Origin of the sequence: Mesorhizobium sp. M0870 (assembly GCF_040319775.1) — a bacterium.
Lineage (GTDB): Bacteria > Pseudomonadota > Alphaproteobacteria > Rhizobiales > Rhizobiaceae > Mesorhizobium.
This window is the reverse complement of the sequence record NZ_JAMYOI010000003.1, coordinates 128,832-151,115: the sequence shown is the minus strand read 5'-3', so window position 1 is coordinate 151,115 and position 22,284 is coordinate 128,832. Positions and strand designations below refer to the sequence as shown.

Genomic DNA, 22,284 nt, shown 5'->3' with positions numbered 1-22,284 from the left:
GTGCCGGGTCCAGACGGACCCGGCATGTTACGCAAGTTGTCCAGGTGGTGGGGCGACTGGCCGCTGACCCAGATCGCGGTGATCGCGGCTGTCATCGCCCTGTTCTGGCTGCTCGGCCACAACACCGCCGCGACCATGGCGCGCATCGGCATCACGCCGGGGTTCGACTTCCTCGGCAGGCCGGCGAATTTCGAGATCGGCGAGGCGCCGATCGCCTTCAGGGCGGGCGACCCCTATGCGCGCGCGATCCTGGCCGGTCTTCTGAACACGCTGACGGTGGCAGCGCTTGGATGTCTGCTCGCCACGATCCTCGGCGTTGCTCTCGGTGTTGCCGGCCTCTCAGGCAATCTGTTGCTGGCCGCGCTCGTGCGCTGGTATGTCGAGATCGTCCGCAACACGCCGCTTCTGCTTCAGCTGTTCTTCTGGATTTCGCTGGCAAAATCGTTTCCCTCGCCACGCCAGGCGCTCTCGGTCTTCGGCAGTTTCTTCCTCACCAACCGGGGCGTGTTCGTTCCCGGGCTCGCCTTTCATGGTGTGTCGGCGCCGACGCTCTGGCTGCTTGTCGGCCTCGCCTTGGCCTATATGGCTTTCCTTTGGAGGGCGCGGCGCGAGGGCAGCTTGCCTGCCAGGCGGCTGGGCATCGCAACCGCGGGGCTGCTGGCTGGCGTTGTGCTGACCTTTCCTCTAACCGGAGCCGGTGCGAGTTGGGAGATACCGGCGCTGGCTGGCTTCAACATTCGCGGCGGCTACAATCTGACGCCGGAATTCACGGCACTGTTGACGGGCCTGGTGGTCAAGTTTTCGGCGGCAATCGCCGAGATCGTGCGAGCCGGCATCCAGTCGGTCGACCGTGGCCAATGGGAAGCGTCCCGGGCGCTTGGCCTGCACAGCGGCCAGATCATGCGGCTCGTCGTGCTGCCGCAGGCCTTGCGCGTCATCACGCCGCTGACAACTTCCAGCTACCTGGACCTGACCAAGGATTCCAGCCTTGCGGTTGCCATCGGCTACCCTGATCTCGTCAGCATCATCAACACCACCGCCAACACGACCGGGCAGTCGCTGGAAGCGCTGACACTGCTGATAGGCATCTATCTGGCGATCAACCTGTCCGTATCGGCCGCCATGAACCACTACAACCGGCGTGTCGCTCTCAGAGGAATTGCGAGGACATGAGCATCTCCGACGCTGTTTACCTACGACCGTGGCGATCGTCGGCAACGCTGCGGACGTTGAAGATCGGGCTTTTCGGCACCCCGCTCAATTCAGTCATCACCCTGGTTACGGTGGCGTTGCTGGGCTGGATCGTACCGCCACTGCTGCGCTGGGGCGTATTCGACGCGACATGGACCGGAACCTCAGCCGACTGTGCACTCGCCAACGGCGCATGCTGGGCGTTCGTGGGGGCGAAATTCCGCTTCATCCTGTTCGCCTTCTATCCGCCGGCGCTGCAATGGCGCCCGCTCGTCGTCATGGTGCTGCTGCTGGGGCTCCTCGTCATCACCGCTCAGCCGCGATTTTGGCGCAAGGGATTGCTCGTCGCCTGGCCTGTCGTCGTCGTCGCCAGCTGGATCTTGATGTCCTGCACGCTGGTGCCTCCCGCCGTCCCATCGAACCAGTGGGGCGGGCTGGCCGTGACGCTGTTCGTATGGTCGGTCTGCTTCGGACTGGCGACGCCGCTGGCGATCCTGCTCGCCCTGGCGCGGCGTTCCGGCATGGGCGGCCTGCGCACGCTTGCGATCGCCTTTATCGAACTGATGCGTGGCACGCCGATGGTGGCCATCCTCTATGTGGCGATGCTCATCCTGCCAATGGCCATTCCGAATGGCCAGCTGATCGACAAGAATGTCCGGGCGATGATCATGATCACGCTGTTCTGGTCGGCCTATGTCGCCGAGGTCGTTCGTGCCGGCCTCCAGGCAATACCGGCGGGCCAGCACGAGGCCGCGACCGCGCTTGGCCTCGGCTATTGGCGCACGATGCAGCTCGTTGTCCTGCCGCAGGCGCTGCGTCTGGTCATTCCCGGCATGGTCAATCTGGCGATCGGCTTCCTGCTGGCGACATCGCTGCTTGCCGTCATCGGCATTTTCGACCTGCTCAATGCGGCCCGATCCTCGGCGGCCGATCCGCAGTGGCTCGGCTACTACGACGAGGCTTATCTGTTCGCTGCGCTGATCTATTTCGTGCTGTGCTTCGGCGGCTCACGCTACAGCCTCTGGCTGGAGACATATCTGCGCCGGTCGCAGCGACACTGAGCCCATAAAGCTCGCCGGCGGAGCGCTGTGCCATTTTGCGCTGGCGGCGGGGAAGCGAATGCTGCGGAAGCGCGTGGCGGGGGAACGCAATACCTTCCCCGTGCCTTGATGGAGGTCGATCCTCGTCGAGATTTGTTCAATCTCCAACGTCCGAGATATCCGCCACATGACACGAAAACAATTGCGCCTCGGCGCCTTCATGCGCCCCGTCAGTCTGCACACCGGCGCCTGGCGTTACCCGGGCGCCTATCCCGATGCCAATTTCAATTTCGCGCATCTGAAACGCTTCGCCCAGACGCTGGAGGCGGCGAAATTCGACGCGTTCTTCCTGGCCGACCATCTGGCCGTTCTCAACATGCCGATCGAGGCGCTGCGGCGCAGCCACACTGTCACGTCGTTCGAGCCATTCACGCTGCTGTCGGCGCTCGCCGCCGTCACCGACCATATCGGGCTGGTCGCTACCGCATCGACGACGTTCGACGCGCCCTATCATGTTGCCCGCCGCTTCGCCTCGCTGGACCATATCAGCGGCGGACGCGCCGGCTGGAACATCGTCACCACGTCCAACCCTGACGCGGCGCTGAACTTCGGCCTCGACGAGCATGTCGAGCATGATGAGCGTTATCGGCGGGCACGGGAATTCTACGATGTCGTCACCGGCCTGTGGGACAGCTTCGCCGACGATGCATTCATCCGCGACGCCGAAAGCGGGCTCTATTTCGACCCCGCAAAGCTGCATGTGCTTGACCATAAGGGCGAGCATCTTTCGGTGCGCGGTCCGCTCAACATCTCGCGGCCTATCCAAGGCTGGCCGGTCATCGTCCAGGCCGGCGCCTCGGAGGCGGGGCGACAGCTGGCTGCCGAAACGGCGGAAGTCATTTTCGCCGCCCATGCCGATCTCGCCTCGGGGCAGCGTTTCTTCGCCAACGTCAAAGGCCGTGCGGAGAAACTTGGCCGCTCGCGCGACGACATCAAAATCCTGCCCGGTGCCTTTGTCGTGGTCGGCGACAGCGTCGAGGACGCGCAGGCCAAACGGGCTAAGCTCGACAGCCTCGTCTATTACGAGAGCGGCATCGCCTCGCTGTCGATCGCGATCGGACATGATGCGTCCGGTTTTGATCCCGACGCGCCCTTGCCCGAAATCCCCGAGACCAATGCCTCGAAGAGTGGCCGCGAGCGCGTCATCGAACTGGCGCGCGAGGAGAACCTGACCGTTAGGCAGCTTGCGCAAAGGCTGGGCGGCTATTCCGGGCTTGCTTTTGTCGGCACGCCTGAAACAATCGCCGACGAGATGGAGGAATGGCTGGTTGCCGAGGGCTCCGACGGGTTCAACATCATGTTTCCCTACCTGCCGGCAGGGCTCGATGATTTTGCCGAGAAAGTGGTGCCGGAATTGCAAGGGAGAGGCATCTTCAGGCGGCAATATGAGGGGTCGACACTGCGCGAGAATCTCGGCCTGAAGCGGCCGCCCAACCGGTTTTTCGAGTAGAACATCCTTCGCGGAGAGGTCTCCATGTCAATCCAGTCCAACACCCGCATCGTGCTCGCGGCGCGACCGCAAGGCCGGCCGAAGCCGGATCATTTCCGCATCGAGACGGTTGACCTTGACCAGCCGGGAGAGGGCGAACTGCTGTTGCAGATCCTTTATCTGTCGCTCGATCCCTATATGCGCGGTCGTATGAACGCCACCAAATCCTATGCCAGGCCGGTCGATGTCGACGGTGTGATGGAGGGCGGCACCGTCGCGCGTGTGATGATCTCTCGCCATCCGGAATTTGCTGAAGGCGACATCGTCCTGTCCCACTCCGGATGGCAGAGTTTTGCATTGTCCGACGGTGTTGGGCTGCGCAAGCTCGATCCCGCGGCGGCGCCCATCACGACCGCACTGGGTGTGCTCGGAATGCCGGGCTTCACCGCCTATGCCGGTCTGCTCACCATCGGACAGCCGAAGCTTGGCGAAACGGTCGTCGTGGCGGCCGCCAGCGGTGCGGTCGGGTCGGCCGTCGGCCAGATCGCGCGCATCAAGGGAGCGCGTGCCGTCGGCATTGCCGGCGGTGCCGAAAAGTGCGCCTTCGTGCGAGACGAGCTGGGCTTTGACGCGGTCGTCGATCACCGGGCCGACGATTTTGCAGAGCAGTTGAAGGCAGCTTGCCCCGGCGGCATCGACATCTATTTCGAGAATGTCGGCGGTCCTGTCTGGGACGCGGTGTTTCCGCTGTTGAACGAGTTTGCGCGTGTGCCGGTCTGCGGGCTGATCGCGCAGTACAACGTCATCGCGGATGCCGGCACCGACCGGTTGCCGACATTGATGCAGCAAGTGCTGCACCGCAGCCTGACGATCAGGGGTTTCATCCAGCGCGAATTTGTCGACCAGCGCCCGGCCTTCTACCGCGAGATGGCCGACTGGATAGCATCCGGCCGGGTTCGATACAGGGAAGATATCGTGGATGGCATCGAAAATGCGCCACAGGCCTTTCTTGGCCTTCTCGAAGGCAGGAATTTCGGCAAGCTGATCGTGCGTATCGCGGAATAGTTGCTGCGCAACAATCAGTCGGGGCTGCCTCGAGCAATTTCAGGAAAAGTGTGAAACGCTTTTCCGTCCGGATTGCGTAAAAACAAGGAGTTAGAGCGGGTCGCCGTTTCCGTGAAACGGTGAACTGCTCTAGGCAATTTCTGCCGCAGCCGTGGCCGCGCCTTTCTGTTCACCACATCATGAAGGAGGCGACGTCCGCGTCCGAGACCTCGCCGGCGTTGACGTCGGCGATCGCCTGGTCGACGATCGCCACGCCCTCCGCCACTTCGTCTTCCGTCAGCGTCAGCGGTGGCATGAACTCCAGCACATTGGCCTTCAACCCGACATAGGTGAAGGCTGCACCCAGCTCATAGCCGCGATAGATGATCTTGGCCGTGGTCGCCGCCGCAACCGGCTCACGTGTCGTGCGGCCCTTGACCAGTTCGACGCCGATGGCAAGGCCGCGCCCGCGCACATCACCGATGATCTCATGCCTGGCGGCAAGGGCTCGCAGCGCGTCGGAAAACAGCATGCCGATCCGCGCCGAGCGCTCGACCAGGCCGTCCGTCTCGATCGTCTTCAGCACCGCGTTGCCGGCCGATGTCGCCACCGGATTGCCGGCGGTTGTCTGCAGCGCGAAGGCCGGCGCATGGTCCATGATCTCCTTAGGGCCGATCACGGCCGACAACGGCAAGCCACCGCCGATGCCTTTGCCGAAGACGACGAGGTCCGGCGTCAGTCCTTCATGCTGGAAGCAGTGCATCATGCCGCTGCGAGCGAGCCCGACCTTGACCTCGTCGACGACAATCTTGATGCCGTGCCTGCGGCAACGCTCCTGCAATGCCTTGAGAAAGCCAGGCGGCGGCACGATCAGCCCGCCATCCGACATCAACGGCTCGATGAACACCGCCGCGACCTGATGCGGCGGGCAGGTGGTCTCGAACTGGTAGTCGAGCAGCGCAAGCACGTCGTCGCTGCTGAAATTCGGTCGGAACGGATCGGGATAAGGCAGCAGAAGCACGCCCGGCCGGGGTAGCGTGTGGGTCATGGCGGTATGGCCGCTGATGCCCATCGAGCCGGAGAGATTTCCGTGATAGGAGCCGATGAACGAGATGAAGCGCGAACGGCCGGTGGCCGCCTGCAGCACGCGCACCGCGCAGTCGTTGGCATCCGACCCGGAATGGCCGAACCAGACGCGCCGTTCGCCTTCTCCGGGCGTAATCGCCAGCAGCCGCTCCGCCAGCGATACGGCGGGCTCGTTCGGGTAGAGCAGCAGGCTGGCGCCGGCCATGTCGCGGATCGACGTCTCGACCGCTTCGACGATGGCCGGATGGCCGTAGCCGAGCACCGCCGGACCGGCCGATCCCGAAAGGTCGAGCAAGGAGCGGCCGTCTTCCTCGATCAGCCGGTTGCCCCGGCCGCCGATGACGCTGAGCGGCGAGAAACGCAGCTTGCCGATCTGGGCGATGGTCGCGGCGTCACGTTCGCGCAAGCTGAGATTGCTCACGACACTTTCTCCGCCTTCTGTGCCGGCAGTGCCGCCGCCAGCCGGTCCGCCCATTCCTCGATGCCGCGCCGTGTCGACAAAAGGTCCTGCCGGATCTCGATGAGGACGGCGGCGATGCCGCGATCATCGCCATGGATGGGCACGGCGTAGTCGGCGTCACGGCTGATCACATAGGGCACGTTGGCCGCGACATTGAGCCCGGCGTCGGTGCGCAGGCCCGAAAGGATCGCTTCGGCGAGATCTCTTGCTTGGTCGTGCAGCACGCCGGCATGCCAGGGTCTGCTGACACCGAGGAAGACCGGCGTGAAGGAATGGATCGTCACGATCCGCGTCCGCCGGCCTGCCTGTGCCCGGCAGTCGAGATGCGCGGTCACCCGGTCATGAAACGGCGAAAAGATGATCTCGGCACGCCGGGTCCGCTCCGTCGCGTCGATGCCGACATTGCCGGGAATGCCGGTATCTTCCGACAGCACCGGAATGCTGCCCTGGGTATTGAGCGGCCGGTTGAGGTCGATCAGCAGCCGGGAGTAGCCGCTGAGGAAAGCTGGTGAATCGAGCTTCGCGGACAGCAGGCGGGTCACCTCGGCGGCGCCGATATCCCAGGCGATGTGGCGCTGCAGATGATTGGCATCGAGGCCGAGCTGTCGATACTCGGCCGGCATGTGGTTGGAGGCATGCTCGCACAACAGCACGATATCGGAACGGCCGTGCTCGTTGAGGACCTCGACGGCCTCCGGCCAATCTTTTTCGGTCCGTGCGGTCATCAATAGAGCGTCCGGTAGAGATCGCAGATGGAGGCCGGATCGAGACCGGCAAGACGCTCGGCTTCATGTCGTTTGAGGCCGACGAAAGTGTCGATGAAGACAGGCGCGAACCATCCCGTCACGGTGCCGTCGGCCAGCAACGCGTCCAGTGCCGCGGGCAGGGTTTCGGGCAGGCGCACTAGACCGAGACTTGCGCGCTCCGCCTCGCTCATCAGCGTCGGGTCGCCGGTGACCAAAGGTGGCGACGGCAGGCCCGCCTTCAGCCCTTCCAGCCCGGCGCGGATAATCGCCGCCAGCGACAGATAGGGATTGCCGGTGGCGTCCGCCGCCCGGTACTCGATATTGTACTGCCGCGCCGGATCGCGCCCCCCCATCGTCACTGTCGGGCAGATGCGCAGCGACGCCTCGCGGTCGCGGTCGGCGAGCCAGGTATAGGACGAACTCCAGCTGTGCGGCTTCAGCCGGTAGAAGGACGACACGCTCGACGCCGTCATCGCGGTCATTCCAGGCAGATGGCGCAGCACGCCGGCACAGAAGGCGCCGGCTTTGGCGGAAAGGCCGCCCGCCAGTGCCGGATCGTATGTCACCGGCTTGCCGGCCTCGTCGACGAAGCTGAAATGGATGTGGACGCCGTTGCCGACGGCAGTTGGCGCGGTTTTGGGCGCGAAGCTCGCACGCCAGCCGGCATTGCGCGCCAGTTCGCGCGTGATTTCGCGGATGGCGACGGCGCGGTCGGCTGCCGTCAGCGCGTCCGCCGGCTCGTGCGTCACCTCGAACTGCTCGTCGCCGAATTCGGCGATGACCACTTCGGGTGCGACGCCGGCCTCCTCCAGCGCCGCCATCAGGTTGGGCGCGAAGGGGTCGGTTCGCCTGAGCGCGGCGAAAGACATCGAATGCGCCGGCGCGAAGCCGCCGTCGGCGACGTTGAATTCATGCTCGAAGGCGGCGATGACCGACAGGCCGGTCGCGGCTTTCAAATCGGCCGACGCCTCTTTGAGCATCGTGCGGGTGCAGCCGAGCCATGGGCTGCCGTCGAGCTCGACGATGTCGCCGGCGACCATGTCGAACGGCGTCGCCGATCCGGTGCGTGTCGTGCGAAAGCGCGCCTTGAGATCGGGGATCAGCCGCAGGTCGCCCGACGAGCCCCAGGGGTTGGGATCGACGATCGAGTTGAACGGCGTCAGCGACAGATTGGCCTGCAGCCAGCCGACCCCGGTCGTGGCGGTCTTCTGCAACTTGCTTTCGGCAACGAAACGGCCCCGCGTGACGGCGGAGAGATCCGTGGTGACGACGGCAACCAGAGGCTCGACGGTCGATGTCATGCCGGTTTTCCCAAAGCGTTGAAGCGGTCGACGACCGTGTCGGTGTCGGCCACCCAGCAGTAGCCGCCGAAGGCCTTGAGCGCGATGTCGTGGCGTTCCTGGGTGATGGTGGCGCAAGCATCCGATACGCAGGTGACGAGATAGCCGCGGTCGGCGCCGTCGCGCACCGCCATGTCGACGCATTGATCGGTCAGCACGCCGACCACGACGAGATAGCGGATGCCGAGGTTCTTGAGGAGATAGTCGACATTGGTCGAATTGAAGATGCCCGACGACGTTTTCGGCAGCATGATCTCGTCGCCAACCGGCGCCAGCGATGCCACCGGCAGTCCCTCGGGGAGGCTGGGTGCAATATGGATCGGCGTCAGCTTGTGGTCGAGCGAGCGGTCGCGGCCGTCTTCGGTCAGGCTCTGGATGATGGTGTGCAGCACCTCGACGCCATTGGCCCGCGCCGCGGCCAGCAGGCGCTCCTGGTTGGGGATCGTCCGCGAGGATGTCTGCCGGTAGAAATAGTGATCGGGGCCACGCTCCGGATGCGACGGATCGGCGCCCGGCTCCAGCCAGATGCGCTGCATGTCGACGAGCAGCAGTGCCGTTTCGCCGGCACGGAAGGCTTCGTCTCGTTTGGGTAGGGCCTGGGTCATGCTTTGTCGTCCTGCTTTGCTGATTTGGGTCCCGGCGTCTTGCGGGGTCCGGGTATCTTGCGCGCGCCGTTCTCTTGCGGGTCGCTGTCGAGCGTCACGGCATTGGCATGTCGCACCCTTTCGAGCCGCTCGATGCGGGCGCGGGCCTCGTCGCCCAGCGTCGAAACGATATGGGCGACCAGCGCCTCCATCTGGGCGATCGCCGGCGCCAGCGTGTCGTAGGGCGAGGCGACTTCGAGCGGGCTGACGATGGTGACTTCGGCGAGATCTGATATCGGCGACAGCCATTGGTCGGTGAACAGGACGATGCGCACATTGAGCGCCGCCGCTTGGCTCGCATAGGCCATCACATCAAGCTGATAGCGGCGATAGTCGAACACGACGAGCACGTCGCGGCGGTCGAGGTCGGCGAGCGTGTCGAAGGTCTGCGGGGAGAGCACACCAAGATCGCGAACCCCGGAGCGAAACTGCACGAGATAGCCGGCCAGCATGCCGGCGATGTGGCGGCTGAACCGGCCGCCAACCAGCACGACCTCGCCCTTGACCTCCATCAGCAGGCGGGCCGCCCGTTCGTATGTCTGGATGGGTGTCGCGGCGGTGGCTTTCTGCAAGGCCGTGGTGACGCTATCGAGATAGGCCAGCACGGCGCTGTCGTTGGAACCGCTCTGCCGCTTGGCCTCCATCATCAGCAGCGGCGAGTGCAGTCTTGCCTCGACTTCGGCCAGAAGCTTCGCCTGGAAATCCGGAAACCCTTCATAGCCGAGTTTTACGACCAGCCTCACCACGGTCGGATCGCTGACGCCAGCGCGCCGCGCAAGCGACGAAGCGGTGCCGAGGCCGGAGGTCGGATAGTCCGTCAACAGCAGCCGGACGATCTTCTCTTCCGACGGCGTCAGCGCAAGATCCCCGCGCATCAGAACATCGCGTATCGCCATGGGCCTCCCCGAAATCCATGTTCTCTTGTTTTGTCGAGTTTATTACAGAGATTTAAATCTTGGTCAACAATGAAGAGATGTTGACATTGTGTGATCGCTGGCCCTACCTTGTCGGAAAGCAGCCAAGAGACTGTGGGGAACAGCCATGCGAAACGGAAGCGACGTCATCGTCGTCGGTGCCGGTATTGTCGGATCGAGCGCCGCCTATCATCTGGCCAAGGCCGGTGTGAAGGTCACGTTGGTCGAGCAGACCCACCCCGCCGGCGGCCCGTCGGGCAAATCGTCGGCGCTGCTGCACGCCTTCTACCTGATGCCGGAACTGTCGCAGCTGTCCATCCGTGGCCGAGAGATCCTGGTGTCGCTGCCGGAAATCGCGGGCGAAGGATCCTTTGTCACCGAAATCGGCATGATGTGGGTCTGCGGCAACGACAACAAGGTGAGTTGGACGGCGGCAGCCGAACGCATCCGCGGCGAGGGCGCGCGCATCGAGACATTGTCGCCGCAGGCCTTTGCCGACGCGGCACCCGGCTTTGTCCTGGACAATGTCGCAATGGCGCTGTGGGAGCCGGAATATGGCTACGCCGATGCCTTCGGCGCCACCAACGCCATCGCCCGTGCCGCCCGCGCCAACGGTGCTGGGATCATGCAGAACACGTTGGTCGAGAGCCTCCAGCGGCAGGGCGACCGCATCACCGGCGTCACCTTGACCGATGGAACGGTGCTGGAAGCCGGTACCGTCGTCCTGGCCGCCGGGCCATGGACGCGCCGGCTGCTGGCGACAGTGGGCCTCGATCTGCCGCTGCATGTCGAGCGCCATCCGATGGCCGTGCTGGACGCTGCCGGCAAGGCAAGGCAGGTCATGCCGTTCGCCTGGTGCGACGACATTTCCTGCAACTATGCACGGCCCGACAATGACGGCGTCATCCTGGCCGGCACCTGGGCCGGCGGCGGCACCGGCCTGCGCCATGAGCATGCAGGCCGTCCGCGCCTTGTCGAAAATCCCGACAACTACATGGAAGGTGTCGAGGAAGCTGAATCGGTCGAGATCCTGGAGACCTTCGCCACCCGCTTGCCGGCCATGGCCGAACTTGGCATCCGCCCCGGCTATGCCGGGCTCTACGACATGAGCCCCGACGATCTGCCTGTCATCGGCGCCATGCCTGGGGTCGAAGGGCTGGTCGTTTCTGCCGGATCCTCCGGCCACGGCTTTAAGACCGGTCCAGCCGTCGGCGAGGCCGTGGCCAGGCTGGTCACCGAGGGAGCACAGCCGATCCTGGCGCCGTTTTCGCCCGATCGCTTCAGGGCCGCGTGATGGCGTCGCCGACGATGAGCGAGAGCAACTCACGCGGCCTCATGCCGGCCGCGTTTCGCAACGCCACCGCCGATGCCCTGTGCATGGTCGCGGTGCTGCTGCTGGTGGCGCTTGCCGCCTTTGTCTTCGGCAGCGCCGCCATGCAACGTGTGGTCACCTATGCAGCGATCATGCTGACGGCGGTGCTTGGCCTGCAGATATTCTCCGGCAACAGCGGCATCGTCTCGTTCGGCCAGGCCGCCTTTGTCGGCCTCGGCGCCTACGCTACGGGCATCCTCACCATGCCGACCGCATTGCAGCGAACGGCGCTGCGCGACCTGCCGCAATTCCTCGCAGGCCATCAACTCTCCTTTGTCGCGGCGCTGGCCGTCGTCCTTGCTCTCGCGGTCATCGTCGGCCTGTTGACCGGCACGCCGCTGCTCAGGCTTTCCGGATCGAGCGCTTCGATCGCAACGCTTGCCATGCTGATCATCGTCTACACGCTGCTGGTCGCCGGACGCGAAATCACCCGCGGCAGCCAGCCATTTTACGGCGTGCCGCGCGAGGTCGGGCTGTGGACGGCTGCCGCTGTCGCTTCGGTGGCGCTGGTGGCGGCGAGGTTGTTTCGCGAAACCTCCTTCGGCCTTGCCACCCGCGCCGCCGCCAATGACGAGCGTGGTGCGGCCGCCGTCGGCGTCGACCAGCGCACGGCGCGTCTGGCCGCCTGGGTGGCGGGCGTCGTCGCCGCCATGGCCGCCGGCGCCATGATGGCGCAATTCCTTGGCGCGTTTTCGCCGCGCGATTTCTATTTCGACCTCGGCTTCACCATGCTCGCCATGCTGATCGTCGGCGGCATGACCTCGTCGCTCGGCGCTTTCGCCGGCGTCATCGTCACCATCGTTTTGGTCGAAGTGGTGCGCCGCTTCGAGGGCGGCGGCGAGGTGCTCGGCCTGCATCTGCCTGTCCTGTTCGGCTTGACCCAGGGCGTGCTGGCCATCGCCATGATCCTGGTCATCTGGCGACGCCCGACCGGTCTGTTCGGCGAGCGTGAGCTCAACCTTTTGCGCCGGCCGGGACGCCAGGCCGTGACGGCTTCGGCGGCACCTCCGCAGCATGTCGAGAGTGACCGGCTCACCGCCGACCATCTGTCGCGCCGCTATGCCGGCGTCGTTGCCGTCGATGACGTCAGTTTGAGCTTCGGGACAGACAGCATCACCGGCATTATCGGTCCCAATGGCGCCGGCAAGACCACGCTGCTCAACATGCTGGCCGGTGATGTCCAGCCAAGCACCGGCACGGTGTCTGTCGGCGGCGCGGTGCGGCAGGCTTCGGCCTTTCGCTTCGCCCGCTCCGGCGTTGCCCGCACCTTCCAGAACATCCGCGTTTTTCCGCACATGACGGTGCTCGAAAATGTCGTTGTCGCAGCACGCCAGGTGGAACCTGATCTCGGCCATGCCGAGGCGGCGGCGATGAGCGAGCTTGCGCGCATGGGGCTGGAGAGATTTGCCGATCAGCCGGCCGCCAGGCTTGCCTATGGCCAGCGCCGCCGGCTCGAAGTGGCACGCGCCCTGGTGTTGAGGCCACGCTTCCTGCTGCTCGACGAGCCGGCCGCCGGCATGAACGCCGTCGAGACCGCCGAACTGGTCTCGATTCTATCGACGGTTCGCGCGGAGCGCCGCATCGGCGTCGTGCTGATCGAACACGACATGCGGCTGGTGATGAATTTGTGCGAGCGCATCGTCGTCATCGATCATGGCCGCGTCATCGCTGACGGCACGCCCGGCGACGTCCAGAAGAACCCCGCCGTGATCGCCGCCTATCTCGGCAGCCGCACGGCGCGTGCCAAGACCGCAACAGCTGAAAACCAGACCGCATGACCTGCAACGACAACCAATCATAAAAATCCAGAAGGAGAACCGACATGCCAAGCCTCTATCGCCTCCATCGCGCCGCCCTGTGCGCTGCCGTGTTCGGCATCGCCGCCATTTCGACGGCCAGCGCCGAGGAGATCATCATCGGTGCCGCGACCGCGCAGACCGGCGGCCTTGCCCCTTACGACCAGCCGGCACTTGCCGGCCTGCGCATGTCGCTCGACGAACTCAACGCCAAGGGCGGGCTCGGCGGCAAATACACCGTCAAGCTTTTGATCAAGGACACGCGCTCCGATACCGCGCAGACCGCCACCGTCGCCCAGGAGCTGATCGACGCCGGCGCCAAGATCATGATCACGCCGTGCGATGCCGATCCCTCGATTTCCGCCGGCCAGCTCACCCAGCCGCTCGGCATTCCGACCCTGACGCTGTGCGGCTCCGCCCCGGTGCTGACCGGCGCGGTCGGCGACGTCATGTTCGGCACCTATCCGGCCGACAATGTGCAGGCGACGGCGGTCGCCGACTTTGCCGTCTCCGAAGGCAAGAAGAAGGTGTTCCTGCTGACCTCGCCGGACTCCACCTACACCGCCAATCTGCCGGAATATTTCGGCAAAGTGTTCGAGAAGAAGGGCGGCGCCATTGTCGGCCGCGGCACCTTCAGCATGGGCCAGCCCGACTTTTCCGCCGAGATCACCAACATCAAGGGCCTGGCCGACAAGCCCGACCTGATCATGACGGCGGCCTACGAGCCGGATTTCCCGGCCTTCATCCAGCAATTGCGCGGCGCCGGCGTCACCATCCCGGTCTATGGCGCCGATGCCATCGGCACGCCGACCATCAAGGCGCTCGGCAAGCTGGTCGACGGCGTCGTCTACACCGCGGCCGGCTATGCCGAGCCGGGCAGCAAGCTAGAGGCCTTCAACGCCGCCTTCACCAAATATGCCGGCCACGCACCGGAATCGACCTATGAGGTCAATGGCTACGAGATCGGCCTGATCCTCGACCAGGCGGTCAAGACGGCCGGCTCCGACGACCCGAAGGCGATCCGCGACGCCATCGCCGGCCTCAAGGATTTCGAAGGCATCACCGGCAAGATCACCTATGCCGGCACCGATCGCATGCCGTTGCGGCCAGTGGCGCTGATGCGCTACGAGGGCGGCGAGGGCAAGCATGTCCAGACACTGATCCCCGACGCTGCCGACGTTCCCGCGCCGTGATGTCATGCTGAGCGTCGAAGCCCTGAAAATCCGGTACGGCGAGGTCGAGGCGGTGCGCCGCGTCGACCTCACCGTCGGCAGCGGCGAGATCATCGCGCTGGTCGGCGCCAACGGCGCCGGCAAGAGCTCGACGCTCGGCGCCGTCGCCGGGCTGGTGCCGGCGGCATCCGGCAAGGTGGTCTTCGACGGTGTCGACATCACCGGCCTGGCGCCGGAGGCGATAGCCCGCAAGGGCGTCGCGCTGGTTCCCGAAGGCCGCCGTATCTTCGCCAGCCTGACGGTGGCCGACAATCTGCGTCTCGGCGGCGCGGTGCATCAGCCGGCGGCCGAGGCAAGGCTGCGCGAGGAGGAGATGCTGGAGTTGTTCCCGATCCTGCGCCGCTACCATCGCGTCAAGGGCGGCAATCTGTCGGGCGGCGAACAGCAGATGCTGGCCATCGCCCGCGCGCTGATGGGCAAGCCGCGCATGATCCTGCTCGACGAGCCCTCGCTCGGCCTTGCCCCGCAACTGATCGACACCGTCTTCGACCTGATCGCCGAACTGCGCCGCAAGGGCCTGACCATCCTTCTGGTCGAACAGAATGTGGCGCTGGCGCTCGAAATCGCCGACCGCGCCGTCGTGCTCGCCAATGGCGAAGTGGTGCTGGCCGGCACGGCAAAAGAACTCGCCTCCTCGGACCTCGTCCGCCAGGCCTATTTGGGAGCTTGAGAAGCATGATCGCGCAGCAGATCATCAATGCGGTGAGCCTCGGCGGCGTCTATGCGCTGCTGGCGCTCGGGCTGGCGATCGTTTTTCCATCGTCGGCCTCATCAACTTCGCCCATGGCGAGCTGATGACGCTGTCGGGCTACGCGCTTCTGGCCTCGCTGGTGCTCGGCTTTCCCTTCCCGGTAGCCGTGCTTGTCGCCGTCTCCTGCGGCGCGCTCGCCGCTGTCGCCATGGAGCGTATCGCCTTCAGGCCGATGCGCGGCGCCAGCGTCACCAGCCTGCTGTTGACCAGCTTTGCCGTCTCCAGCCTGTTGAAGGTCGTATTCCAGAACGGCATTTCGGCGCGGCCGCAAGCTGTCGCCATGCCCGGTTGGATGACCGGCGCCTTCTCCTTCGGCGATTTCACCATCGGCGTCGGTCCCAGCATCTCCATCGTCGTCTCCGCACTGGCGCTGATTGCGCTGGAAGTCTTCCTTCGCCGCTCGGTGACCGGCACGGCGATGCGCGCCGCGGCGGAAGATTTCGACGTCGTGCGCCTGATGGGCATTCCGGCCAGCCGCATCATCGCCACCGCCTTTCTGCTCTCCGGCCTGCTGGCCGGGCTGGCGGCCATGCTGTGGGTGGCGCAGCGTGCCTCGGTCGATCCGCTGATGGGCTTCACGCCGGTGCTGAAGGCCTTCATCGCCGCCGTCGTCGGCGGGCTCGGCAGCCTGCCCGGTGCTGTAGCCGGCGGTTTCCTGCTAGGCATCATCGAGGTGCTGTTGCAGGCGACATTGCCGGGAGCGATCGCCCCTTATCGCGACGCCATCGTGCTGTCGGGCGTCATCGCCGTGCTGCTGGTTCGCCCGCAAGGCCTGATCCCGGCGGTTCGCGCCCAGCGAAGCTGACCTGATGTATACAAAGCCTGAATTTGCGCCGCTGTCGCGCGACGAGGTGTTCGGCCTGATCGAGGCCGCGGCCTTTGCCACGGTGGTGACAGCGGGACCGCAGGGCCTTGCCGTCTCGCATCTTCCCTTCGTGCTCGATCGCGCGCGTGGTGAAAACGGAACGCTGGTCTCGCATCTCGCCAGGGCCAATCCGCACAGCACCTTGATCAGCGAAGGCAGGGAGACGGCCGCCATCTTCCACGGTCCGCATGGTTACATCTCGCCGTCCTGGTATCCGCGCAATCCGGTGCGCGACAGCGCGCCGACCTGGAACTTTGCCGTCGTGCATTGTCATGGGCATCCGGTTCCGCTCGACGATCATGCCACCGCCCGGCATCTCTTGCAGCTTGTCGACGTGCTGGAGAAAGATCGCGAGGATCGCTGGCGCATGCGCGAGCTCGGCCCTGGCGGCATGGAGCGGCGCATACCTGGTGTCATAGGGTTTGACCTGCCGATCGATCGGCTCGAGGCCAAGTTCAAGATGGGTCAGGATGAGCGCCTCTACGACACAGGCGGAGCCATCAGGGCGCTGGAGCAAAATGACCCTGCGCTGGCAACGATGATGAAGACGCACAACGCGCATCGCCAGGACTGACCGGCTGCATGCGGCAAGGACAAGAAAAAATGATTCCCAATCTCAACATCGTCCCCTTCGTCAGCGTCGACCACATGATGAAGCTGGTGCTGAAGATCGGCGTCGAGCGCTTCCTCGTCGAACTCTCAGGCTACATCGAGGACGATTTCCGCCGCTGGGAACTGTTCGACAAGACGCCGCGCGTCGCCTCGCACAGCGCCGAAGGCGTCATCGAGCTGATGCCGACCAGCGACGGCGAGGTCTATGGCTTCAAATATGTCAACGGGCACCCCAAGAACATGCGCGAGGGCCGCCAGACGGTGACCGCCTTCGGAATGCTCGCCGATGTCCACAATGGCTACCCCGTATTGCTGTCGGAAATGACCATCCTGACCGCGCTGCGCACGGCGGCGATGTCGGCCCTGGCCGCCAAGTACCTGGCGCCGACTGGCTCCGACTGCATGGCGCTGATCGGCAACGGCGCTCAGGCCGAATTCCAGGCGGTAGCCTTCAAGGCGCTGCTCGGCGTCGACAGGCTGAGGCTTTACGACATCGATCGCAAGGCCACCGAAAAATGCATCCGCAATCTGGCCGGCCTCGGCTTCGACATGGTCGCCTGCGGCACCGCGCAAGAGGCGGTAGAAGGGGCCGACATCATCACCACCGTCACCGCCGACAAGCAGTGCGCCACCATCCTCACCGACAACATGGTCGGCTCCGGCGTGCACATCAACGCCGTCGGTGGCGACTGTCCCGGCAAGACCGAACTGCACCGCGATATCCTGCTGCGCTCCGACATCTTCGTCGAATATCCGCCGCAGACGCGCATCGAGGGCGAGATCCAGCAGCTTGCACCAGATCACAAGGTGACCGAGCTGTGGCAGGTGATGTCGGGCGCCGTACAAGGCCGGCGCGATGCGACCCAGATCACGCTGTTTGATTCGGTCGGTTTCGCCATCGAGGATTTTTCGGCACTGCGTTACGTCAGGGATCAACTGCGCTCGACCGGCCTCTATCAGGAACTCGACATGCTGGCCGACCCCGACGAGCCGCGCGACCTGTTCGGCATGCTGCTGCGGGCGGCCCAGCAGGGTTGAGACATCGGTCGTTCAGATAGCCGAACCCCACATGGCATCCGGCACCACCACCAGCTTGCCGACGAAATCCTTGGCGATGAAATCCGCTTGCGCATGGTGGAAATCGGAGAGCTTGTAGACGCCGCCGACCAGCGGCCGGATCTTTTTCGCCTCGATGTGCCCGACGATGCGGCGGAAATCCGCGCGCGTGCCCTGGCTTGAGCCATGCAGCTGCAATTGCTTCAGGTACATGGTCCTGAGATCGAGCTGCACGACCGGGCCGGCGATTGCGCCAGCCGTGGTGTAGCGGCCCTCGGGCCTGAGAATACGCAGGAGGTCATTGAAGATGGCACCGCCAACGAGGTCGGCGACAACGTCGATCGGCTGGCCTCCGGTCGCCTCGTTCACGGCATGCGGCAGGTCGGCAACGCCACGGGTGATGACAGCCTCTGCGCCGATGTCGCGCACCGCCTGCTCCTTGCCCTTGCCGACGACGGCATAGGGGATGGCGCCGCGCGCCCGTGCCAATTGCACGATGCCGGAGCCGACGCCGCCCGAGGCGCCGGTGACCAGCACGCGCTCGCCGGCCTTGAGCGCGGCGCGCTCCAGCATCTGTTCACCGGTCAGGTAGGCGCAGCAGAAGGTGGCGAGTTCGATATCGCTCATGTCGGTGTCGATGACATGAGCGTTCTCGGCCGGCACCGCCTGGTATTCGGCGTAACCACCGTCGCGGCCGTGGCCCATATAGTCGATGTCGGCGAGCGAATCGTCGTCGCGATTGTAGATCGAGAAATCGACCATCACCCGTTCGCCGATACGGTCCGGCGACACTCCTTCGCCGACAGCGGCGACGATACCGACGGTGTCCGTGCCCTGGATGCGCGGGAAAACAAGCGTGTTGCCCTGGCGGCGCCATGTCGACACGGCGGCAGCGTCCTCCTCCGTGCCATAGGCGCCCTGGCGCACCCAGACATCGGTGTTGTTCATCCCGCAAGCGCTGACCTTGACCAGCACTTCACCGGGAGCGGGCGAGGGCACTTTCACGTCGCTGCGGTAGACGAGTTTTTCCGGTCCGCCGTGCCCGGTCAGCAGCACGGCGGCCATGGTGGCGGGGAGGGTCCTGGTCATGGCATTCATAGTCACTCTCAGAGATCGGCAAACACGTTTTTCACCGCATCGGCTGTCTTCGACACGACGATGTCGGCTTCCTCGCGGGTCAGGCAGAGCGGCGGCGCAAAGCCCAGAATGTCGCCCTGCGGCATGGCGCGGCCGATGACGCCGCTTGCGGCAAGCGCCGTCGCCACCTGCGGCCCGATCTTGAGCGAAGCGTCGAAGAACACCCGGTCGTCCTTGTCGGAGACGAACTCCACCGCCGCCAGCATGCCGTCGCCGCGGACGTCGCCGACATACCTCTGGCCGCCGACCGCCTTGGCGAGATCCGCGCGGAAATAGGCGCCTTTCTCGCGGGCATTGGTCACAAGATCCATCTCGTCGATCAGTTCGAGATTGGCGACGCCGGCGGCAACGCAGATCGGATGCGCGGAATAGGTCCAGCCATGGCCGAGCGAACCGAGTTTGTCGGAGCCTTCAACCAGCACCTGCCACATCTTGTCCGCGACGATGACGCCCGACAGCGGCGCATAGGCCGAGGTCAGGCCCTTGGCGATGGTGATCAGGTCCGGCTTGATGCCGTAGTGGTCGGAGCCGAACATGGTGCCCAGCCGGCCGAAGCCCGTCACCACTTCGTCGGCGACCAGCAGCACATCGTACTTCTTAAGCACCGCCTGGATCTTTTCCCAATAGAAGGCCGGCGGCGGCACGATGCCGCCGGTGCCCAGGATCGGCTCGCCGATGAAGGCAGCGACCGTTTCCGGGCCCTCAGCCAGGATCATCTCCTCGAGCTTGTCGGCGCAATGCTGCGAAAATTGCTCCTCGCTCATCGAGCGGTCGGCGCGGCGGAAATAATAAGGCGCCTCGGTGTGCAGGATCGGCGCGCGCGGCAGGTCGAAGGCGTTGTGGAACAGGTCGAGCCCGGTCAGCGATCCCGTCATCACGCCCGAGCCGTGATAGCCGCGCCAGCGCGAGATGATCTTCTTCTTCTCCGGCCGGCCGAGCACGTTGTTGTAGTACCAGATCAGTTTGATGTTGGTTTCGTTGGCATCCGAGCCTGAGAGGCCGAAATAGACCCTCGACATGCCTTGCGGCGCGCGGTCGATGATCATCTTGGCGAGCGTGATCGAGGCTTCGGTGCCGTGGCCGACATAGGCGTGGTAGTAGGCGAGGTTCTTCGCCTGGGCGGCGATGGCGTCGGCGATCTTCTGGCGGCCGTAGCCGACATTGACGCAATAGAGGCCGGCGAAGGCATCGAGGCTCTTCCTGCCATTGTTGTCCCAGACGGTGACGCCTTCGCCGCCGGCCATGATGCGCGTCGGGCTTTCGCCCCGCGCATGCGTGCCCATATGCGTCGAGGGATGGAAGAAGTGGTCGCGATCCCAGGCGGCGAGTTCGTTGGACTGGTCGAGCATTCTTTTAACTCCTGACAAAAGGGTGATTCCGGTGCAGCTTAAGCTACATCGAGGCAGAGATATTTGAGATCGGTGAAAGCCTCGAGTCCGTGGCGCGAGCCTTCGCGCCCGATGCCCGATTGCTTGACGCCGCCGAACGGGATCGGCGCGCCGGTGATCTTGACGCGGTTGATGGCGACCATGCCGTAGTCGAGCGCGCGGCCCATGCGCTGCTGCCGGCCACCATTCTCCGTTACGACATAGGCGACGAGGCCATACTCGGTGGCGTTGGCGCGGGCAATCACTTCATCCTCGCTGTCGAACGGCGTCACGGCGGCAACCGGGCCAAACGTCTCCTCGCGCATGATCAGCGCCTCGTCGGAAACATCGGCCAGCAGTGTCGGCTGGTAGAACAGGGGGCCAGCCTGATGTCGCTTGCCGCCGGTGAGGCAGCGCGCGCCATGGGTCAGCGCGTCTGCGACCTGCTCTTCCACCTTCTTGATGGCGCGCTTATGCATCAGCGGCCCGATGTCAATGTCATCTGCAAGGCCATTGCCGGTCCGCAGCGTCTCGATGCGCTTGGCGAAGGCGGCGCAGAACCGATCGTAGATCGGACGCTGGACGTAAATGCGGTTGGCGGCGAGGCAGTCCTGGCCCGACGTGGCGAATTTGGCGTCGATGGCGATATCAACCGCTTTGTCCAGATCGGCATCGGCAAAGACGATCAGCGGGGCATGGCCGCCAAGCTCCATCACCAGCCGCTTCATGGTCGCAGCACTCTGCGCGGCGATCAGCCGGCCGATCTCGGTCGAGCCGGTAAAGCTCATGGCGCGAACGCGCGGGTCTTCGCACATCCGCCCGACGATGGTCGAAGCCTTGCCGGTGACGATGTTGAAGGCGCCTGCGGGCAGGCCGGCGCGCTCACCGAGTTCGGCCAGCGCCAGCGCCGACAGCGGTGTTTCCGAGGACGGATGCGCAACGATGGTGCAGCCGGCGGCAAGGGCTGCCGCAGCCTTGCGGGTCAGCATCGCCGACGGAAAGTTCCACGGCGTGACGATGCCGACGACACCGAGCGGCTCGCGCCGCACGATCATTTCGGCGTTCGGCAGATGGCTGGTGACGCTCTCGGCGTTCAGGCGTTTTGCTTCCTCGGCATACCACTCGATGAAAGAGGCGGCGTAGTCGATCTCGCCCAGCGATTCCTGCAGCGGCTTGCCCTGTTCCAGCGTCATCAGCAGAGCCAGATCATCCTTGGCGCCGATGATCAACTCGAACCATTTGCGCAGGATTTTGGAGCGCTCCTGCGGCAACAGCGACCGCCATGCCGGAAAGGAGCGTGCGGCGGCATCGATCGCCTTTGTCGTCTGCCGTGCATCTAGCGCGGCGACGAAAGCGACAGTCGTGCCGGTGGCCGGATCGGTGACCTCGAAGCTTTCAGCGGCTTCGCTTGCCGTCCAGTGGCCATCGACATAGGCGAGTTCACGCAGCAGCCGGCGGTCGGTCAGGCGGTCGAGCGCTTCATGGCGATGCGAGCGGGCGAAATGCGCGGACATGGTCGAGACCTCCCGGTTCGGACTGATGCGGGAAGACTATCCGCCCGATGCAGATAGAGAGGCTGTTTGGATGCCTCGAAGGAGAGAGACTCTCTCTTTTGTCCCGCCCCGACAGATGATCTCTCCGCCTTAAGCCGACGCCGGCAGCAGGTCGGCTATGGGCAGCGCGATCTCGTCCTTCACCGTCTTGGTGACGATGTAGGTGAAGTAGCGGTCGATGCCGATTTCCCGTTCGAGCAAGCCATCGACCAGCCGCTGATAGGCGTCGATGTCGCGCGCCATCACCTTCACCACATAGTCGACGCCGCCGCCGACAGACCAGCAGGCGACGATCTCGGGAACATCGCGGATGACGCGCTCGAAGCGGTCGAAATCGGCCTGGCGGTGGTTTGCCAGCGTCACCTCCATCAGGACGGTGGCAACGGGTGCGACGACGCGCATGGCGATCCTGGCGTGATAGCCCGAGACGATGCCGGCCTTCTCCAGCTTGCGCAGCCGCATCCAGCACGGCGTCGGCGACAGGCCGACCTGCTCGGCCAGCGCCAACTTGGTGATGCGTCCGTCGCGCTGGATGGCGTCGAGGATTTTCAGGTCGATCGGGTCGAGTTTCGCGGATGTCATCAGAGCT

20 protein-coding genes are annotated in these 22,284 nt (G+C 64.8%); 11 read left to right on the top strand and 9 right to left on the bottom strand.

Annotated elements, in window-relative coordinates; translation table 11 throughout:
- The first annotated feature begins 24 nt into the window (after positions 1 to 24).
- The 4 genes from NKH97_RS05625 (at position 25) to curA (ending at position 4,785) form a co-directional block, all read left to right on the top strand.
- A complete protein-coding gene (locus NKH97_RS05625; RefSeq protein ID WP_352553657.1) occupies positions 25 to 1,173 on the top strand; it encodes an amino acid ABC transporter permease in 1,149 nt (382 codons plus the stop codon).
- A complete protein-coding gene (locus tag NKH97_RS05620) occupies positions 1,170 to 2,252 on the top strand; it encodes an amino acid ABC transporter permease (RefSeq protein WP_352795675.1) in 1,083 nt (360 codons plus the stop codon). Before NKH97_RS05625 ends, NKH97_RS05620 begins: the two co-directional genes overlap by 4 nt.
- Before the next feature lie 166 nt (positions 2,253 to 2,418).
- Positions 2,419 to 3,741, top strand: coding sequence for an LLM class flavin-dependent oxidoreductase (locus NKH97_RS05615; RefSeq protein ID WP_352795673.1), 1,323 nt, complete (start codon positions 2,419 to 2,421; stop codon positions 3,739 to 3,741).
- A gap of 24 nt (positions 3,742 to 3,765) precedes the next feature.
- Complete coding sequence (gene curA / locus NKH97_RS05610; RefSeq protein ID WP_352440724.1) at positions 3,766 to 4,785, top strand: NADPH-dependent curcumin/dihydrocurcumin reductase; 1,020 nt, start codon at positions 3,766 to 3,768, stop codon at positions 4,783 to 4,785.
- Between the two features lie 169 nt (positions 4,786 to 4,954).
- On the opposite strand, the gene NKH97_RS05605 is transcribed toward curA, so the two are convergent.
- Genes NKH97_RS05605 through NKH97_RS05585 form a run of 5 tightly spaced genes read right to left on the bottom strand, consistent with a single transcriptional unit; the run spans position 4,955 to position 9,936 of the window.
- Entirely contained in the window at positions 4,955 to 6,271 is a 1,317-nt protein-coding gene (locus tag NKH97_RS05605; RefSeq protein ID WP_352440723.1) for an aspartate aminotransferase family protein, read from the bottom strand.
- Entirely contained in the window at positions 6,268 to 7,035 is a 768-nt protein-coding gene (locus tag NKH97_RS05600; protein WP_352440722.1) for an N-formylglutamate amidohydrolase, read from the bottom strand. The genes NKH97_RS05605 and NKH97_RS05600 overlap by 4 nt, the downstream gene beginning before the upstream one ends.
- The gene (locus tag NKH97_RS05595) at positions 7,035 to 8,357 is read right to left on the bottom strand and encodes a type I glutamate--ammonia ligase (protein ID WP_352440721.1); all 1,323 of its coding nucleotides are present in this window, start codon (positions 8,355 to 8,357) and stop codon (positions 7,035 to 7,037) included. Before NKH97_RS05595 ends, NKH97_RS05600 begins: the two co-directional genes overlap by 1 nt.
- Positions 8,354 to 9,001 (bottom strand): cysteine hydrolase family protein, encoded by a 648-nt coding sequence (locus NKH97_RS05590; RefSeq protein WP_023809063.1) that lies wholly within the window; start codon positions 8,999 to 9,001, stop codon positions 8,354 to 8,356. The genes NKH97_RS05595 and NKH97_RS05590 overlap by 4 nt, the downstream gene beginning before the upstream one ends.
- Positions 8,998 to 9,936 carry a MurR/RpiR family transcriptional regulator gene (locus tag NKH97_RS05585; protein ID WP_023809062.1) on the bottom strand — a complete coding sequence of 313 codons (939 nt, stop codon included), beginning with the start codon at positions 9,934 to 9,936 and terminating at the stop codon, positions 8,998 to 9,000. The genes NKH97_RS05590 and NKH97_RS05585 overlap by 4 nt, the downstream gene beginning before the upstream one ends.
- Positions 9,937 to 10,081: 145 nt before the next feature.
- On the opposite strand from NKH97_RS05585, the gene NKH97_RS05580 reads away from it, so the two are divergent.
- The 7 genes from NKH97_RS05580 (at position 10,082) to ocd (ending at position 17,620) form a co-directional block, all read left to right on the top strand.
- On the top strand, positions 10,082 to 11,248 hold the full coding sequence (locus NKH97_RS05580) for an NAD(P)/FAD-dependent oxidoreductase (RefSeq protein WP_023809061.1): 1,167 nt from the start codon (positions 10,082 to 10,084) through the stop codon (positions 11,246 to 11,248).
- Positions 11,249 to 11,262: 14 nt separating this feature from the next.
- Positions 11,263 to 13,104 carry a branched-chain amino acid ABC transporter ATP-binding protein/permease gene (locus tag NKH97_RS05575; RefSeq protein ID WP_245486042.1) on the top strand — a complete coding sequence of 614 codons (1,842 nt, stop codon included), beginning with the start codon at positions 11,263 to 11,265 and terminating at the stop codon, positions 13,102 to 13,104.
- A gap of 44 nt (positions 13,105 to 13,148) precedes the next feature.
- Positions 13,149 to 14,315: an ABC transporter substrate-binding protein gene (locus NKH97_RS05570; protein WP_023809059.1), complete on the top strand. Its 1,167-nt coding sequence runs from the start codon at positions 13,149 to 13,151 to the stop codon at positions 14,313 to 14,315.
- Between the two features lie 4 nt (positions 14,316 to 14,319).
- Positions 14,320 to 15,024 (top strand): ABC transporter ATP-binding protein, encoded by a 705-nt coding sequence (locus tag NKH97_RS05565; protein ID WP_023809058.1) that lies wholly within the window; start codon positions 14,320 to 14,322, stop codon positions 15,022 to 15,024.
- A 124-nt stretch (positions 15,025 to 15,148) separates the two neighbouring features.
- Positions 15,149 to 15,910 carry a branched-chain amino acid ABC transporter permease gene (locus tag NKH97_RS05560; RefSeq protein WP_352795668.1) on the top strand — a complete coding sequence of 254 codons (762 nt, stop codon included), beginning with the start codon at positions 15,149 to 15,151 and terminating at the stop codon, positions 15,908 to 15,910.
- A 4-nt stretch (positions 15,911 to 15,914) separates the two neighbouring features.
- The gene (locus NKH97_RS05555) at positions 15,915 to 16,544 is read left to right on the top strand and encodes an FMN-binding negative transcriptional regulator (RefSeq protein WP_352795666.1); all 630 of its coding nucleotides are present in this window, start codon (positions 15,915 to 15,917) and stop codon (positions 16,542 to 16,544) included.
- Between the two features lie 29 nt (positions 16,545 to 16,573).
- Positions 16,574 to 17,620 carry an ornithine cyclodeaminase gene (ocd, locus tag NKH97_RS05550; RefSeq protein WP_352795664.1) on the top strand — a complete coding sequence of 349 codons (1,047 nt, stop codon included), beginning with the start codon at positions 16,574 to 16,576 and terminating at the stop codon, positions 17,618 to 17,620.
- Positions 17,621 to 17,632: 12 nt separating this feature from the next.
- Here the strand turns inward: ocd and NKH97_RS05545 are convergent, their stop codons facing one another.
- The 4 genes from NKH97_RS05545 to NKH97_RS05530 form a co-directional block, all read right to left on the bottom strand.
- Entirely contained in the window at positions 17,633 to 18,736 is a 1,104-nt protein-coding gene (locus tag NKH97_RS05545; protein WP_023809054.1) for an alcohol dehydrogenase family protein, read from the bottom strand.
- 8 nt (positions 18,737 to 18,744) lie between these two features.
- Positions 18,745 to 20,124: an aspartate aminotransferase family protein gene (locus NKH97_RS05540; protein WP_352795662.1), complete on the bottom strand. Its 1,380-nt coding sequence runs from the start codon at positions 20,122 to 20,124 to the stop codon at positions 18,745 to 18,747.
- 38 nt (positions 20,125 to 20,162) lie between these two features.
- Positions 20,163 to 21,656 carry an NAD-dependent succinate-semialdehyde dehydrogenase gene (locus tag NKH97_RS05535; protein ID WP_352795660.1) on the bottom strand — a complete coding sequence of 498 codons (1,494 nt, stop codon included), beginning with the start codon at positions 21,654 to 21,656 and terminating at the stop codon, positions 20,163 to 20,165.
- 129 nt (positions 21,657 to 21,785) lie between these two features.
- Positions 21,786 to 22,277 carry an Lrp/AsnC family transcriptional regulator gene (locus tag NKH97_RS05530; RefSeq protein WP_023809051.1) on the bottom strand — a complete coding sequence of 164 codons (492 nt, stop codon included), beginning with the start codon at positions 22,275 to 22,277 and terminating at the stop codon, positions 21,786 to 21,788.
- Positions 22,278 to 22,284 lie beyond the last annotated feature (7 nt).